13 protein-coding genes are annotated in these 15,933 nt (G+C 60.1%); 9 read left to right on the top strand and 4 right to left on the bottom strand.

Features of this window, described 5'->3' with window-relative positions; all coding sequences use genetic code 11:
* Nucleotides 1-3 precede the first annotated feature (3 nt).
* The 3 genes from CIT25_RS22805 to CIT25_RS22795 all read left to right on the top strand — a co-directional run bounded on the left by CIT25_RS22805 (nucleotide 4) and on the right by CIT25_RS22795 (nucleotide 3,077).
* Complete coding sequence (locus CIT25_RS22805) at nucleotides 4-786, top strand: hypothetical protein (protein WP_095486781.1); 783 nt, start codon at nucleotides 4-6, stop codon at nucleotides 784-786.
* A 129-nt stretch (nucleotides 787-915) separates the two neighbouring features.
* Nucleotides 916-1,725 (top strand): porin family protein, encoded by an 810-nt coding sequence (locus tag CIT25_RS22800; RefSeq protein WP_095486780.1) that lies wholly within the window; start codon nucleotides 916-918, stop codon nucleotides 1,723-1,725.
* 62 nt (nucleotides 1,726-1,787) lie between these two features.
* Complete coding sequence (locus tag CIT25_RS22795; RefSeq protein WP_425351752.1) at nucleotides 1,788-3,077, top strand: alpha/beta hydrolase; 1,290 nt, start codon at nucleotides 1,788-1,790, stop codon at nucleotides 3,075-3,077.
* A gap of 609 nt (nucleotides 3,078-3,686) precedes the next feature.
* Here the strand turns inward: CIT25_RS22795 and CIT25_RS22790 are convergent.
* The 4 genes from CIT25_RS22790 to CIT25_RS22775 form a co-directional block, all read right to left on the bottom strand.
* Nucleotides 3,687-4,208, bottom strand: a 522-nt coding sequence (locus tag CIT25_RS22790) for a hypothetical protein (RefSeq protein ID WP_158302634.1), incomplete at its 3' end; no start/stop codon positions are given.
* A gap of 357 nt (nucleotides 4,209-4,565) precedes the next feature.
* On the bottom strand, nucleotides 4,566-6,626 hold the full coding sequence (locus CIT25_RS22785) for a mechanosensitive ion channel family protein (protein ID WP_095486778.1): 2,061 nt from the start codon (nucleotides 6,624-6,626) through the stop codon (nucleotides 4,566-4,568).
* 253 nt (nucleotides 6,627-6,879) lie between these two features.
* Nucleotides 6,880-7,215 carry a hypothetical protein gene (locus CIT25_RS22780; RefSeq protein ID WP_095486777.1) on the bottom strand — a complete coding sequence of 112 codons (336 nt, stop codon included), beginning with the start codon at nucleotides 7,213-7,215 and terminating at the stop codon, nucleotides 6,880-6,882.
* Nucleotides 7,212-8,018: a DUF2092 domain-containing protein gene (locus CIT25_RS22775; RefSeq protein WP_095486776.1), complete on the bottom strand. Its 807-nt coding sequence runs from the start codon at nucleotides 8,016-8,018 to the stop codon at nucleotides 7,212-7,214. The genes CIT25_RS22780 and CIT25_RS22775 overlap by 4 nt, the downstream gene beginning before the upstream one ends.
* 671 nt (nucleotides 8,019-8,689) lie before the next feature.
* Here CIT25_RS22775 and CIT25_RS22770 point away from each other — a divergent pair.
* From CIT25_RS22770 to CIT25_RS22745, 6 genes are all read left to right on the top strand, one after another.
* On the top strand, nucleotides 8,690-9,697 hold the full coding sequence (locus CIT25_RS22770) for an HAD family hydrolase (RefSeq protein WP_095486775.1): 1,008 nt from the start codon (nucleotides 8,690-8,692) through the stop codon (nucleotides 9,695-9,697).
* A 221-nt stretch (nucleotides 9,698-9,918) separates the two neighbouring features.
* Entirely contained in the window at nucleotides 9,919-11,250 is a 1,332-nt protein-coding gene (locus tag CIT25_RS22765) for a DUF3300 domain-containing protein (protein ID WP_095486774.1), read from the top strand.
* 20 nt (nucleotides 11,251-11,270) lie between these two features.
* Nucleotides 11,271-12,257, top strand: coding sequence for a DUF2950 domain-containing protein (locus CIT25_RS22760; RefSeq protein WP_245329951.1), 987 nt, complete (start codon nucleotides 11,271-11,273; stop codon nucleotides 12,255-12,257).
* A 260-nt stretch (nucleotides 12,258-12,517) separates the two neighbouring features.
* Nucleotides 12,518-14,896, top strand: a complete 2,379-nt coding sequence (locus CIT25_RS22755) for an arylsulfatase (RefSeq protein WP_095486773.1) — start codon at nucleotides 12,518-12,520, stop codon at nucleotides 14,894-14,896.
* Nucleotides 14,897-14,978: 82 nt separating this feature from the next.
* The gene (locus tag CIT25_RS22750) at nucleotides 14,979-15,389 is read left to right on the top strand and encodes a hypothetical protein (protein ID WP_095486772.1); all 411 of its coding nucleotides are present in this window, start codon (nucleotides 14,979-14,981) and stop codon (nucleotides 15,387-15,389) included.
* A gap of 71 nt (nucleotides 15,390-15,460) precedes the next feature.
* Nucleotides 15,461-15,904 carry a YidH family protein gene (locus tag CIT25_RS22745; protein WP_095486771.1) on the top strand — a complete coding sequence of 148 codons (444 nt, stop codon included), beginning with the start codon at nucleotides 15,461-15,463 and terminating at the stop codon, nucleotides 15,902-15,904.
* Nucleotides 15,905-15,933 lie beyond the last annotated feature (29 nt).

Below are 15,933 nucleotides of genomic sequence, written 5' to 3'. Positions count from 1 at the left end.
ACTATGGCAGCCTTGCTCCCGGCCCTGCTTGTCGTCACCGTCGCGTCAGCCCAGGACGACACGCAGGAGCTCGCCAAGAAGTTATCCAATCCGATCGCCTCGCTGATCAGCGTGCCGATCCAGTTCAACTACGACAGCGGCTATGGCCCGAACGATGGTGACAAAGCCTATGTCAACGTGCAGCCGGTCATCCCGATCACGCTCAACGACAACTGGAACCTGATATCGCGCACCATCTTGCCTATTGCCTGGCAGCACGACATTGCAGGACCATCCGGCGACCAGTCCGGGCTCGGCGACATAAGCCAAAGCCTGTTCTTCTCGCCTTCCCAACCCACGGCGAGCGGGATCATCTGGGGTGTCGGCCCGGTGTTTCTGTTGCCCACTGCGACTGATCCGTTGCTTGGCGGGGAAAAATGGGGGGCGGGACCGACCGGCGTTGTCTTGAAGCAATTCGATGGCTGGACGGTCGGTATGCTGGCCAACCATATCTGGTCATTTGCAGGCGACAGCGACCGCAGTGATATAAACTCCACGTTCCTGCAGCCTTTCGTCTCTTACACGACGAAGGACGCCTGGACCTTCACGCTCAATACCGAGAGCGCCTACAATTGGGAAGCGCATCAATGGTCGGTCCCGATCAATGTCCAGGTCTCGAAGCTGGTTGTGATCGACAAGCAGCCAATCAGCCTCTTCGCCGGTGTGCGATATTGGGCGGTAAGCCCCGATAGCGGACCCGACGGCTTCGGATTCCGCACCGGAATTAGCCTGCTGTTCCCGAAGTAGAGCCAAGAACAAATGACCCGCTGTCGACATGAAAGACGATCGGAATCCGATATCCATTAGCTGAGCAGCGCGAATGCATATACGGTCGCATCGGGACATGAAGTGAAAGACGGAAAGAGGGGACTTTATATGGGAATGATCCGAGCTCTCGTGTTGGCCTCGGCGGGAACAGCGGCAGCGCTGGTTGCGGTGCCGGCGATCGCCGCTGACGCTGCGACGCAACTTCCTGAAACCGCACCCGCGCCTGCTGAAGCCGCGCCAGTCTGGACCTTCACCGCAGAGCCCTATTTCTGGATGGCAGGCATGAAGGGCAGGGTCGGCGTCAGGGGCCTGTCGCCGGTAGATATCGACGTCGATTTCAGCCAGATTTTTGACCACATCGATTGGTCTCCCCCGCCGGTCATGCTTGCCGGTGAGGCGCGCAATGGCCGCTACGCTCTTTTCACTGACGTCATCTACCTGGGACTCGAGGCCGATGGCACGTCGGCCGGCCCGTTGGCTCTTTCGGCCGAGGTGGACATGAACACGGTGGTGTGGACCTTCGGCGGCTCCTATCGGGTCGTCGACAATGGCACCGCAACCTTGGACGTTTTGGCCGGCGGACGGCTCTGGTACCTGGATACGGATTTGACTGTTACTGGCCCTCTCGGCGTAAGGGAGGCCAGCGGCAGCAAGACTTGGGTCGACCCCATTATTGGTGTGGCCGGCGATGTTGCTCTCGGTAATGGATTCGGACTCCATGGCGAGGCGGATGTCGGTGGCTTCGGCCTTGGCGCCGACATCGATTGGCAAGTGCAGGGCACCCTTCAATACCGGTACAGTGATTCGGTCACGCTGGAAGCGGGCTATCGCTACCTTGCCGTAGACTACGAGGACGACGGATTTGTGTTTGACATTGCAATGCAGGGACCAATCATCGGCGCCAGATTTCGGTTCTGATTGGATTTGAGCCTGGGATTATTTCGAAACGGGAGAAGAGTTTGGGAAACTGTTTCGTGAGTCTGTCCAAAGTCAGGCGTATCAGCAACGTTTTGTTGGCGTCGGCGTTGGTTGGCCTGCTGTGGGGGTGCGCGTCCCGTCCGACGAATGTGCTGCTGCCCGTGGCCGATACCTCGCCTTCCTCCAGCAAGGTGGAGATGCTGGTCGCAACGACACGCAGTCGTTCCTCCAATCCGGCACAAATGTATACGGGCGAGCGCGGACTGGCCCCCTCGTTCGCGGAAATTACGGTTTCGATCCCTCCGGCATCGGTCCGCAAGGTTGGAGAGGTCGCATGGCCCAAGAAGCTGCCATCAAACCCGGCGACTGATTTCGCCGTCGTGCAGGCCCAAGAATTGACGCTCCAGACAGCGAAGGGGTGGCTTAGCGCCTCCGTCAAGAAGAGCCCGGATCACAGTGTCCTCGTCTTTATTCACGGATTCAACAATCGCTTTGAAGACTCGGTCTATCGCTTTGCGCAGATCGCGAAGGATACGGACACGCAGAGCGTCCCGATCTTGGTCACATGGCCCTCCCGAGGCAGTGCGCTGGCGTATGGCTACGATCGTGAAAGCACCAACTACACGCGAAACGCGCTCGAACTGCTGTTCCAGTATCTTGCACGCGATCCCGAAATCAAGGAAGTTTCGATCCTCGCCCATTCGATGGGCAACTGGCTTGCGTTGGAAGGCTTGCGCCAGATGGCCATCCGCAATGGCGGCCTTCCGGCGAAGTTCAAAAACGTCATGCTGGCCGCGCCAGACGTCGACGTCGATGTTTTTCGTACTCAGATTGCCGACATGGGCAAACAGCACCCGCAGTTCACCCTCTTTGTCTCGCAGGACGATCGCGCGCTCAAAGTTTCGCGACGGGTCTGGGGCGATATCCCCCGGCTCGGATCGATTGATCCGGAACAAGCTCCATACAAGGAAGAACTCGCCAGCAACAACATAACCGTCATCGATCTGACGAAAGTCAAATCCGGCGATCGTTTGCATCACGGCAAGTTCGCCTCGTCACCGCAGGTCGTGCAACTAATCGGCGCGCGAATGGCCGGCGGCCAGACGTTGACCGACAACAGAATAGGCCTGGGCGACACGATCATCCACGCAACAACCGGTGTGGCGGCAGCGGCGGGCAGCGCGGCAGGGTTGGTGATTGCAGCACCTGTTGCAGCGGTCGATCAAAACAGCAGAGAGAATTTAGGCAATCACATCGGCGCCTTGACGGGTTCCCAGACCAGCCAGAAATCGAGCGCTGGTGACAAGAATTGCGCCCTGCCAGCACCATCCGCGAAGAAGTGCAAGTCATAGTGCTTTGAAGGGGCACCCCCAGATCTATGTCGCCGGACGACAAAACTGGGAGACAACGCGATGAAACTCAGTCGACGCTATTCTATTTCTCGGCGCTAGCTCTTGGGGGTCCATCACTTGGCTCCAGAAGCGCGCAGGCTGCTGAAACCCTACACCTGGCTTTCCGATGGTTGGATAACTACCGCGTCCTTCACACCTATTTCGTGAACACCAAGAGCCCGGAGTACAAGGCGCCTTGGAACCAACTCGCCCGGTCCGCGCGTCTGCACCCCGACGCCATAAATGCACGGATTCCAGGACACCGGCGCGAATGCTCAGAATGGGTCAATGTTGCTGAAAAAGTCCGCGACTAAGCCAAGCCAAGTGGGACGCTTGCCGCAACCGCGCCCAGCGGAACCATGGTGCTCCGCGTCACCCAAGACATACACCGCGCCCGGTGCCCGACTAAGCGTCGGGTGGAACAGAATTGCCAATTCTGTTTCAAACGCCAACCTTGCGTTCCGGACCCAAGAAAGGCAACTGAGTGGTCAGAGCGGAGTCACTGCGTGAGGCACTTGTGGCCCATTGCCATTGCCTTGTAGGTCCCCTTCAGATCGACGACAAAGGCTNCGTGAGGCACTTGTGGCCCATTGCCATTGCCTTGTAGGTCCCCTTCAGATCGACGACAAAGGCTCCCTTGGTTTCCGGAAACACGGTCATTTTATATTTCTTCGCTACGTCGCGCTTGAACTTCGGGTCGTCTGTCAAGATGTAGCCGCCAGAGTATCCGCCCTTGAGTTCGCCGCTCGTGCTAGTGGCCACACCACGATAGAGATGGCCGTCAATGGAGACGAAGATGTCCGACTTGGTCCCGTTCTGAAGGCCGATATCCTCTTTGGTGAACACGCCAAGATAGCCGACCTCCCGATTTGCGGTAACGCCCATTTGCACCGAACTTGGGCCATCTGAGTGCACGATCAAGCAATCACCGCGGGTTTGATTGGCATAGACGGTCCAGCCCTCGACGTCGTCCCCGTAGCGGACAAGCACATCGCTGGCCTTTGGAAGGGGGCTTTGATCTTGTGCGTAGGCTGCCATCGCAGTCGAAAGTGCTACTGACGTTGCCGCGATGCGTGTCATGTATTTTCGCATTGCTATTCCCCTTGTGTGCAGGCTGAATTGTTCTTTGGCTACGGGCACCATTTGCTCCAGAGGCTGCTGTCCTCTTGCGGGGCGATGGGATATGACGGCTGTGAGTGACCTTGGCCGATCGGCTCACGTCAGGGAACGTAACTAACTGTAACCTACGGGCTAGTATTGGCCCAGCGCACTGCGGACCATTCAGTCCGCGACGCCATCGATAAATGGCGGTTGGCACGCATACGAACGCCGCCTAACATCTTGCCGTCCGACCATGTTCGCCAAAACGTCCGCAACGACGGCATGATGTCCGGTTTGCCCCGAGTTGGGATGACGTGGACAGGACCGCGCAGCTCTATGGCGTGTACCTCACGCCTCCAAGGCGGCCTTGCTCTTTTTCAGGGTTTGGTTTGCCTGATGAGCAGCGGCCGCAGTTTCCCCGCCACTCTCGACGTGAACGGTGGGAACCGCGATCTTGATACCGTTTTCCGCGAATGCCGCCTTGATCATCATGAAGGCGCGCCGCTTGATGCCGAATTGGGTCCCGGGCTTCGTCGTCAACTTTATCCTCAGAACGATCGCGTAGTCCCCGAAATTGTCGATGCCCTGCATCTTGAGCGGCTCAATCGTGTCGGCCGCAAATTCAGGATCGGCTGCCAGTTCCTGGCCTATCTTCTTGATGAGCTTGCGCGCCAGGTCCACGTCGGAATCATAGGTCACGCCGATCGTGATCTTGTCGATCACCCAATCCCTGCTCATGTTCTGGACCGCCCCGAGCTCACCGAACGGGACGGTATAGATGGGGCCGCGATGATGACGCAGACGCACCGAACGCAGGCTGAAGGATTCGACCGTGCCTTTGTAGCTGCCGCTCTGGATGTATTCACCGACCCGGAAGGCGTCGTCCATCATGTAGAACACGCCGCTCAGCACGTCCTTGACCAGGGTCTGCGAGCCGAAGCCGATGGCGATGCCGAAGATGCCGGCGCCGGCAATCAGCGGGAGTATCTGCACGCCGAGCCCAGCGAGGATCGTTAGCACGGTGACCGCGGCTATGAACACGGCAAGGGCGTTGCGGAATATCGGCAACAGCGTGCGCAGTCGGCCGCTGCGGGCCAGATGGTCGGCGCTGCTCCCATCCGCCGGCGCGAGGTTCATGTGATATTCGATCAAGGCCTTCGAAAGTTGCCAGAGCAGGTCGGCGATCAGCAAAATGATGATGCCGTTGAGCAGTCCGGTTATCAGGAAGCCGCCGGTTTCGCTGCCGGCGAGGCTCGCGGCCCTGATCCGCCAGATATGGGCGAGCCATGCGACCGCCGCGGCAATGACCGCCGCCCTGGCGCCCCTGACAATGAGCACGTTGAGTACGACGCCCATCGCGCCGCTGCGCTTCGACCTGCCGGCGAAGGCCTGTGCCGCGGCGCCGACGCCGCGCAAGGCTGTCGGCAGCACCAGGGCGAAAATCCCAAGCCACAGGACGCCGAGCAGGCCGGCGACCCAAGCCATCCAGAGCACGATCAAGAATAAGGTGAGAAACGATTGCTTGACCAGAGAGCCTCGCCCGTCGGGCCGTTGCCAGACGACCTCGATTGCGGTCGCCAGAATGCCAAGCCCGAACAGGAAGGCGGCGAGCTCTGCAACGTCTTGAGCGAAGCCCAGGCCAGGCATGAGGCTGGCGATCGCCCAGCCGAACAACAGGAACCCGGCCACAAGGCTGACTCGCCAACGCCAGAAACGGGTCGAAGCCTCGCTTTCGAAAAGCGGAGTCGGCCTGTCCGAGGGGTCGCTCGTCGCACCGCCGAACGCAAACAGCAATCGGGCTGCCGCGCGAACGACACGGAACGCGATGAACGCAAGAAGCAGGGTCAAAATGATCCTGCGGAGTAAGGGTGGCCATCCGAGTGCCAAGAACGAACCGGCGCTGGCGAGCGCAAAAGTCAGCAGGGCGACAGTCTCGAAGAGGATCGCTTGTCCGGCGTCGTCCTGAGCAACCGCGCTCCTCGTCGTGTCGAGCACTCGTCGGACCGCCCACTCGGCTCCGAAACCGACCGCGATCAAGACCGCCAGGATGCCCATAACCAGCCCTGGCCTGCCGGAGTTCACGTCACGCGAGACAATTTCGGCGGCGCGCGACAGTTCTTCGGGCAGGCGCGGGATCGCGGCGCCGAGCGCACCGATACGGGCACGAATACCCGCCTCCAGGCTCAAGATGTCCTCGGAAATCGACAGGCCGGGCTCGTCCGTGGCCGCTGGAATCTTTCGCTCGAGCCATGCCTTTAGTTCCGGATCGGACAAAAGCTCAAGGAACTGCTTTGCCTTTTCGGGCGGAAGATCGGAGGAAGGCTGTTGAGCCAGAGAAGTTCCCTGCAACAGCGCTAGCAAGAGCACGATGACAACTGGCAAGAACCCGAGCCGGAGCTTGTTCTTCATGAGCGCCTCGAGTTTTGAATGCCGCAGCTACACATATTGGCTCCTCGCCCTTTTATGGGCAACTGTTCTGGCTGCATGCTACGTCTCCGGGGAGAGTGGCTGCAAGCTAAGGGCGCAGTCAATTATGGTGTTCGCCGCTTACGGTCACAAGCAGAGATCGGTTGGCGTCGCAGCCCTTGCCAAAGGCCGACCGTCGCTGCCGCCCCAGTCGTTGTACTGTCATTGGAGACCCTCTCGCTTTGGGCGGCTACGATCAATTCACGTAGACGACGACGTAACGGCCGCCATAGGGCTGGTAGTATGTCCCGCCGCACTGCCAAACCGTAGCTCCGTTGATGCTGGTCTGAGAGCAGGCGGGGGGGAGCGCCGCCACGTATATCGTCGAGCGGCGGACGACCCGGCGCGTTGTGCGCCGCGCAACGCCGGCGACGCTGCCGGGCGTAAGCGGCCTGCCGACGCGCGCTTCCGCGCTGGAGACTATCGAACCTGCCGGAATGAAGTGCCCCCCCATCAAGCCATCGGTTACAAGAAACGCCGTCATAACAACGGCGACCGAGAGATGATTACGGAACATGCGCCGCGCGTTCATTTGCTGCCCTCCAGTACAAGTTCGCCGACCTCGTCGGAGTCTATCCGCTCCAGCTTTTTCGCGTTGGCCGGAGGCTTGAACGAAAACAGCTCGGCGTCGACCTCACCGGCTTTCCAGTTGCTGAACCGCAACGAATATTGCGGCGCGCCCGTCACCCATTTGGTGGTGACCACATATTTGACAGGCAGTTTCTGGTCGCCTTTGCTGATCCAGATCTGCCAGTCCACGGCGTCATTGCGAAACGCCAGTTGATCGCATTCGACGCCGCCGACAAAAGCGTCGCCGACCAGTCTCCCCGACGTAACGCCTTCGGTCAAAACGGCATAAGGATCGGTGACTAGAAAATCGGCGCCCGCAACGTCGAGCCCGGTCGACACCCTGAATTCCTCGACCGCCTCATCAATCGACGCGCCAGGACTGTCCAACTGCGCATAGACGTTCATGCCCTTGCCGTGGACAGAGATTACCTTGCCGTCAAAGGTGAGTTCCACGTCGGCAAAAGGGCCTTTGCGGGTCATGTGGAAGCCGTCGCCGCGGGACGCCTGGACGGAGCCGGAAGCGCTGTACTGCAACTTCTGGCCGGCCAGATCGACGATCTCATGATCGGTGTCATAGTCGACCGTGAACGCCTGCAAGCTTTTGAGATGGTTTGTCATAGCCACAAGGATACCGTCAGCATCGGCGTCGATGACGTTCTGACCCCACGACGGCGAAACGGAAAGTGCCAGCCCGATTGAGATTGCCGCTATTCCGATAGATCGCGGCCGCGATCTAAGGTGCGACTTCAAGATTGCTTGGTTCATGTTTCATCTCCAATCCAGTGCTCGGCGATTCTTATTCGGGAGCGTGATCCGGGTTCGCTTCAGCCCAACAGCGTAGGCCCGCCATCAAACTGATCGGTTGGCTACATCATCGACGCCGAAAGTTTGAGGCGATCGGATTCGACAGTTCTTGGCCAGTTCTCTACTGCTTATCAATTTTCGGATCGCAAATTCGGCATGCGGAAGGCGTCGCTGAATATGCCTGCTCCCTGCCAGGAGGTTTGCCGTTTGCTGCCATAGTGCCATCACCTATGAGCTAGAATGCGCATAGTCTTTTTGATGGTGCCAGTATCACTATGTAAGTTACGTAGGCGGACTGTTGCTGGCGAAGCCGTATCCGCCTATGGCCGAGGATTGACACGCTTGTGGCAGGCGGTCCCAACAACCCGCAACGCCTTCCCGACCCAACCAAGCTATTGGGCGATATCGCCACCGGGGCTGGACCTACCCTGCGGCTCATTGTCGTGTCGAGCTAGACCGTATCCTTGACAGCCCCGCTTTCGGCGCAACCGAGCGGATTCTGCCCGTAGGTTACCGTTAATTACCTTCCGCCCCGAGCGGCAATAGGCAAATCTCACGAAAGACGATTTTGTCGAAGGCATGTTTGATGATGGCGCCCCCGAGGGGCGCTGACCTGGAGGAGACATCAAACTATGACCAGTCTTGCCTACGCCGCTAAGCGCTACCTGTTGTCCATCCTCCTGTTACTGGGGGTCGCTGCCTCTGCCACCGCGCAGAACGCCGATCAGCTTCCATCTTGGAATGACGGAAAGGCCAAGCAGTCCATCGTCGCCTTCGTCGAACGCGTGACTGCGGAAGGCGCGGCAGACTTCGTGCCCGAAGCAGAGCGCGTCGCCGTCTTCGACAATGACGGCACGCTGTGGGGCGAGCAACCGCTGTACTTCCAGCTCCTGTTCGCACTCGATCGGGTCAAGGCAATGGCGCCGCAGCATCCGGAATGGAAGGACAAGGAGCCCTTTGCCTCGTTGCTGAAGGGGGACATCAAGACTGCGCTTGCCGGTGGCGAGCCGGCTATCGTGGACATCGTCATGACCACGCATTCCGGCATGACCACCGACGAATTCGACCAGATCGTCCGCGACTGGGTTGCCAGCGCCAAGCACCCGAAGACCGGCCGGCTTTATACGGAAATGGTCTACCAGCCGATGCTGGAGCTGTTGGCCTATCTTCGCGCCAACGGTTTCAAGACTTTCATCGTCTCCGGCGGCGGCATCGATTTCATGCGCCCATGGACGGAGAAGGTCTATGGCATACCGCCCGAGCAGGTCGTCGGCAGCAGCGGCAAGACCAAGTTCGAGATGCGCGACGGAACGCCGGTGCTCATGCGATTGCCGGAAATCAACTTCATCGACGACAAGGCCGGCAAGCCCGTCGGCATCCACCATCACATCGGCCGGCGGCCCATCGCCGCCTTCGGCAATTCCGACGGCGATCTGCAGATGCTGCAATGGACCTGTTCCGGTCCCGGACCGCACTTCTGTCTCTATGTGCACCACACCGACGCAGATCGCGAATGGGCCTACGACAGGGATTCTTCCATCGGTCGCCTGGACAAGGGTCTCGACGAAGCCGGAATCATGAGTTGGACAATTGTTGATATGAAAGCCGACTGGAACAAGGTGTTCGCGTCCTCGCCTTGATCCTTATCGCGGCCTGAAGCGCTGCATTCGAAGAGGAAGCGACACGAAGCCATGACAAGCCTTGCCGAATGGCCAACACGTGGCAGGGCGAAATCCCGTGGCGGAATGTCTGCGAGGACGGAGACATCACCCGCTGCGTTGCACGCAGAACGTGACAAATATTGCCAAAAAGGCCCGGCGCAAAGCCTGCCCGGACAGAGACAGACAGGGAGGATCGAAGCATGACGGGCAATGACTTGTTGAAGGTCGGCGCGGCGGCGCTGACGCTGCTGCTTGCCGGGTTTGGTTCGGCGCACCCTGTCCTTGCACAAGAACAGGTCGCGGCGGCTTCGGGCGATGCGACGACTTCGCCGGAGCCGCTGAGCGCCGACGAGATGGAGGTGCTGGTCGCGCGGATTGCGCTCTACCCGGACGAGCTGATCGCCGTGATCACCGCGGCTGCGCTCTATCCGCTGCAGATCATCGAGGCGGCGCGCTTCCTCGACCGTTACGAGAAGGACAAGAGCCTGAAACCCAAGGAGAGCTGGGACGGTTCCGTGGTGTCGCTGCTCAACTATCCCGACATTGTGAAGATGATGAGCGACGACCTCGAATGGACGCAGACGCTCGGCGATGCCATCGCCTACCAGCAGAAGGACGTGCTGGTTGCCATCCAGCAGCTGCGCGACGAGGCGGTCGCCAAAGGCGTCATCAAGACCGACGACAAGATCCAGGTGGTCAAGGCGAACGACAACATCGTCATCAAGTCGGCGAGCCCCGAAGTGATCTACGTCCCGCAATATCCGCCGCAGATGTTTTATGAGCCGGATTACGTGTGGGAACCGATCCGCTATTATCCCGATCCTTACCCATACTATGTGTACCCGGGGGCGACATTCTTCGCCGGGGCGGTGACCGGCGCCATCTGGGCCGCCGCCGTCGACTGGGATGATTGGGGCGTGTGGGGCGGCCGCTGGAACGGCAACGACATCAACATCGATTGCAACAACTGCTTCAACAACCGCGACTTCAACGGCAATATCAACATCAACGACGTCGACTGGAAGAATGTCGATCGCAGCAAGATCAAGATCGAACGCGATCAGTTGAACAAGTTCGACCAGAACAACATCAAGAACAGGATCGAGAAGAATGGCGACAACGCCATCCGCGACCGCGCCCGCGACATCAAGAAGAACGACAGCCTTGCCAACAGGGTGCCGGGCAAGACGGCTGCAACGAGAGACATCCGCAAGAGCACACTCGACGGGCTGAAGGCCAAGCCCGCCCAAGTGACCCGCCCCGCCAAGCCCGCCAACATCCAGAAACCTGCGGCCAGGCCTACCGCCAATCGCCCGGCGGCGAAGCCGGCCAAGGTGAACCGTCCAGCCGGCAAGCCAAAACCTGCGGCACGGGTCGACAACCGGCCGAAGAAACCGTCGGGTCTTGGCAACGTCGATCGCGGCAAGGCGACCAAGGTCAGCTCCAACCGCGGCCACCAATCGATGGGCGGCGGCAGCCGTGGCGGCGGCCACAAGCAGATCAAGCGCCCCAGTGGCGGACGCCGGCGTTAACGGAACGGGAGGACAAGATCATGATACAGATGTTCAGCACCACCCGTCACGCGGGACTTTTGCATACCATCCTTCTCCGCTCAGTCTGTGCTGTGGTGCTTGCAGCCGGCATCGCTGTCTCGCAGCCGGCATCCGCGCAGGAGGCGCCGCAAGCGCCGGAGATCACTGCGTTTGCGGCCGCCGCCGAGCCGCCCGTCTTCGACACGCCGGAAGCGGCGGTCGAGGCGTTCAAGAAGGCGCTGGACGACGCCGGCAACGGTGCGGTTGCGGCCCTTCTCGGCCTCGATGCGGAAAAGCTGAAGGCCGACGAGAATTCGGACGAGACGCTGGCGGCGATCAAGGAGGGTGTGGCCAAGCAGCTTGTCCTCGATGGCGAGGGCGACCGCCGCACGCTGCAGATCGGCGACAAGCTGTGGCCGCTGCCTTTTCCGATCGTCAAGGGCGAGGACGGCAAGTGGGCTTTCGACACCTATGCCGGGCTCGAAGAGATCGTGAACCGGTATGTTGGCGAGAACGAGCTCACCGCGATCGAGACGATGCGCGCCTATGTCGACGGGCAGGAGGACTATGCATCGCAGGACCGCGACGGGGACGGCGTGGAAGAGTTCGCGCAGAAACTGATAAGCTCTGAAGGCGCGACCGACGGGCTCTACTGGCCGAGCGACGGCATCAACGGCGAGAGTCCGGCCGGTGGCAATATCGATCAGGCCGAGCTCGAGGACGCGGCCAAGGGCGAAGGCTATTTCGGCTACAAGTACAAGATCCTGACCGGCCAGGGCGACCATATCGCCGGCGGCGCCTACGACTACGTCATAAACGGCAACATGATCGCCGGCTTCGGCCTCATCGCCTGGCCTGCCAAATACGGCGAAACCGGCGTGAAAACCTTCGCCGTCAACCAGCACGGCGTCGTCTACGAGACCGACCTCGGCCCAACCACCGAGCAGATCGTCAAATACATCGACCGCTTCAACCCGGACGATACCTGGCAGGTCGTGGCCGACTGAAAGAAAAGCGTTCTAGGCAAGAACACGCAGCAAGAGGTCTCGTTGCGGTTTGTCCGTTCGCAGGGTGGAGTTCTTCCTTGGCTCTTGAGGAAGGCCGGACTCACCTCCACGACCGACTGTTGCGCTGGCCGAGCAGATTCTTCCCGTAGGTTACCGTTAATTACCTTCCGCCATGAGCGGCAATAGGCAAACCTCACGAAGGAGCAACCTACCTGCACTCCGAAGATATGTGGCAAGCGCGCCGCCAAAGGGAGATCACGATGAGCGACGGCACCGACAAGATCAACCGTAGCGTCCTTCCGATTCCGACACGTCCGCGAACCGGTCTCATCACCTACGACGCCAAGGATCCGGAATCGAAGTATCCGGTCATCGAGCAGCTGCGTCCGCCAAAGGGCGCTCCGAACGTCTTGGTGATCCTGCTCGACGATGTGGGCTTCGGCGCCTCAAGCGCCTTCGGCGGTCCGTGCCAGACGCCCAACGCCGAACGACTGGCTGCCGGCGGTCTCAAGTACAATCGCTTCCATACGACAGCTCTTTGCTCGCCGACGCGCCAGGCGCTGCTCACGGGTCGCAACCACCACTCGGTCGGCATGGGCGGCATTACCGAGATCGCCAGTGGCTCGCCCGGCTATTGCTCGGTCCTGCCGAACACGGCTTCTCCACTGGCAAAGACACTGAAGTTGAATGGCTATGCGACCGCACAGTTCGGCAAATGCCACGAGGTCCCGGTGTGGGAAACGAGCCCGGCAGGCCCGTTTGACGCGTGGCCCACCGGTGGCGGCGGCTTCGAATATTTCTACGGCTTCATCGGCGGCGAAGCGCATCAATGGTATCCGTCACTGTATGAGGGCACCACGCCGATTGAAGTGCATAAGACGCCGGAAGAGGGCTACCATTTCATGGCGGACATGACCGACAAGGCGATTGCCTGGGTCGGCCAGCAGAAGGCGCTTATACCAGACAAGCCCTTCTTCATGTATTTCGCGCCCGGCGCAACCCACGCTCCCCACCATGTTCCGAAAGAGTGGGCGGACAAGTATAAGGGCAAGTTCGATCAGGGCTGGGACAAGCTGCGCGAGGAGACCTTCGCCCGCCAGCTCAAGCTCGGCGTCATTCCTTCCGACTGCCAGCTGACGCCGCGTCACGAGCAGATTCCTGCCTGGGATCAAATGCCCGAGGAGATGAAGCCTGTTCTGAGGCGTCAGATGGAGGTCTACGCCGGATTCCTGGAATACGCCGACCACCACGTCGGGCGGCTCCTCGACAGCCTCGACCAGATGAAACTGACCGATGACACGCTCATCTACTACATCATCGGCGACAACGGCGCTTCGGCCGAGGGAACGCTGATCGGCTGCTATAACGAAATGGCCAATTTCAATGGCCTGGCCGCTCTTGAGACACCACAATTCCTCATGGAGCGGCTGGACAAGCTCGGCGGACCGGACTCCTACAACCACTTTGCTGTCGGCTGGGCGCACGCCATGAACACGCCTTACCAGTGGACAAAACAGGTCGCTTCGCACTGGGGCGGGACCCGAAACGGCACGATCGTGCACTGGCCAAGCGGCATCGCAGGGAAGGGTGAGGTCCGCTCCCAGTTTCATCATGTCATCGACGTCGCACCGACCATACTGGAAGCAGCCGGGCTCCCCCAACCACAGGCGGTAGACGGTGTTGCTCAGATGGCGATCGAAGGCGTCAGCATGCTCTATTCGTTCAACGAAGCGAAGGCAGCGGAGCGGCACGAGACCCAATACTTCGAGATGTTTGGCAACCGTGGCATCTACCACAAGGGTTGGACCGCGGTGACGCGGCACAAGACGCCGTGGCTGCTGCACGGAGAGACGGTCCCCGCCTTCGACGACGACGTCTGGGAGCTTTACGACACCAGCAAGGACTGGAGCCAGGCCAACGATCTGGCAAAGCAGATGCCGGACAAACTGCATCAGCTTCAGCGCCTGTGGCTGATCGAGGCCGCCCGTTACAATGTGCTGCCGCTGGACGACAATGTCGCCGCTCGCTTTGACTCTGATCTGGCGGGACGGCCGGTTCTGATCAAGGGGAAATCCCAGATCCTGTTCGGAGGCATGGGTCGCCTTTCGGAGAACTCCGTCCTCAATCTCAAGAACAAGTCGCATTCGGTGACAGCCGAGATCGTGGTGCCGGAGGGAGGCGCTGAAGGCGTGATCATCTCGCAGGGCGCCAATATCGGCGGCTGGAGCCTCTACGCCAAGGGCGGCAAGCTCAAATACTGCTACAACCTGATCGGCGTACAGCATTTCTTCGCCGAATCCGCCGATGCAATCCCGCCCGGATCGCATCAGGTCCGCATGGAATTCGCCTATGCGGGGGGCGGTCCCGGCAAGGGCGGCACAGTGTCCTTGTTCATCAACAGCAAGAAGGTCGGAGAAGGCGCTGTGGGCGCAACTGCGCCATCGGTCTTCTCGGCGGACGATGGCTGCGATGTCGGTTGCGACACCGGAGCGCCCGTTTCGCCGGACTACGGCCCGCGTGGAAACGCGTTCAATGGAGTCATAAAGGGCGTGCAACTCGCCATTGGCGAAGACACCGAGCATGCCGACCACCACGTCTCGCCGGAAGAGGCGCTTCGCGTCGCACTGGCGCGGCAGTAAGGAAGTCGTGTTACGGAAGGGCGGCGCCGGCAACGGCGTCGCCGTTCCAGGCAACCGTCTTCGCAAAGAGGGATGAGCACGAATGGCAATCGAAGACATTCTGCAACGTTTTTGGGAAGACCTCGTCGCAAGGCCGAGTGGGCCCCTGGCGCTCAGATTCCTTCTTCAGCCGGTGATGGCGACTTTGTTCGGGATACGTGACGGCATCAAGGACGCGCGCGACGGGCGCTCGCCTTATTTCTGGACCGTCCTGTCAAAGCCTGACGAGCGCCGCGCGCGCCTTGTCGAAGGGGTCAGATCGACGGGCAAGGTTATGGTGCTCGCCGTGATCCTGGATGCCGTCTATCAAATCATGCAACTGGGCACCTTCTATCCGTTTGAAGCTGTGGTCGTGGCGATTGTTCTCGCCTTCGTTCCCTATCTCCTGATCCGGGGCCCGGCGGCGCGCATCGCGCGCTGGTGGAGCAGCGCTCGTCTCGGACCAAAATCGTGAATGATCAAAAGCCTTGGGGCCAATCTCGTACGCTGAAACAATGTCGATGAATAGGATTCAAGGGGATCAGAATGGTGAGCCAGCCCGCGGATGAGAACCCGCCAAGATTTGAAGTCCATGTGACATCGGACAGTCATTTCTCTTGGCTGCGTACGCGTCTCAGCGTCGAGCGCACGCTGATGTCTTGGGTGCGAACGTCCGTCTCGCTTATCGGCTTCGGCTTCACGATCGTCCAGTTCTTCGAGCGTTTTCAGGACATGCAAGGCGTCGCCCCGGCGCTGCGCCCGCAGTCGCCGCGCGTTCTCGGCCTTGCGCTCATCCTCGCCGGCGTGGGTGCGCTTGCTGTCTCGCTGTGGCAATACCGATCGCTACTTCGTTATCTGTGGAGCAAACAGTTCGCTCCGCTCGCCGGAGTGGACGAGGACCCGCACAAGACGCCGCTCTTTGCCGTCACGATCGTTCTGTTGCTCATCGGCATTTTCACTTTCATCGCCGTGCTGTTCCGGTTGGTCTGAAGCCAAGGATGGCGCAGCATCCGAGCGGC

It is taken from the genome of Mesorhizobium mediterraneum (genome assembly GCF_002284565.1).
GTDB classification, from domain to species: Bacteria; Pseudomonadota; Alphaproteobacteria; order Rhizobiales; family Rhizobiaceae; genus Mesorhizobium; species Mesorhizobium mediterraneum.
Note: the sequence above shows the minus strand (reverse complement) of the source record. Positions and strands in the feature narration are given on the sequence as shown.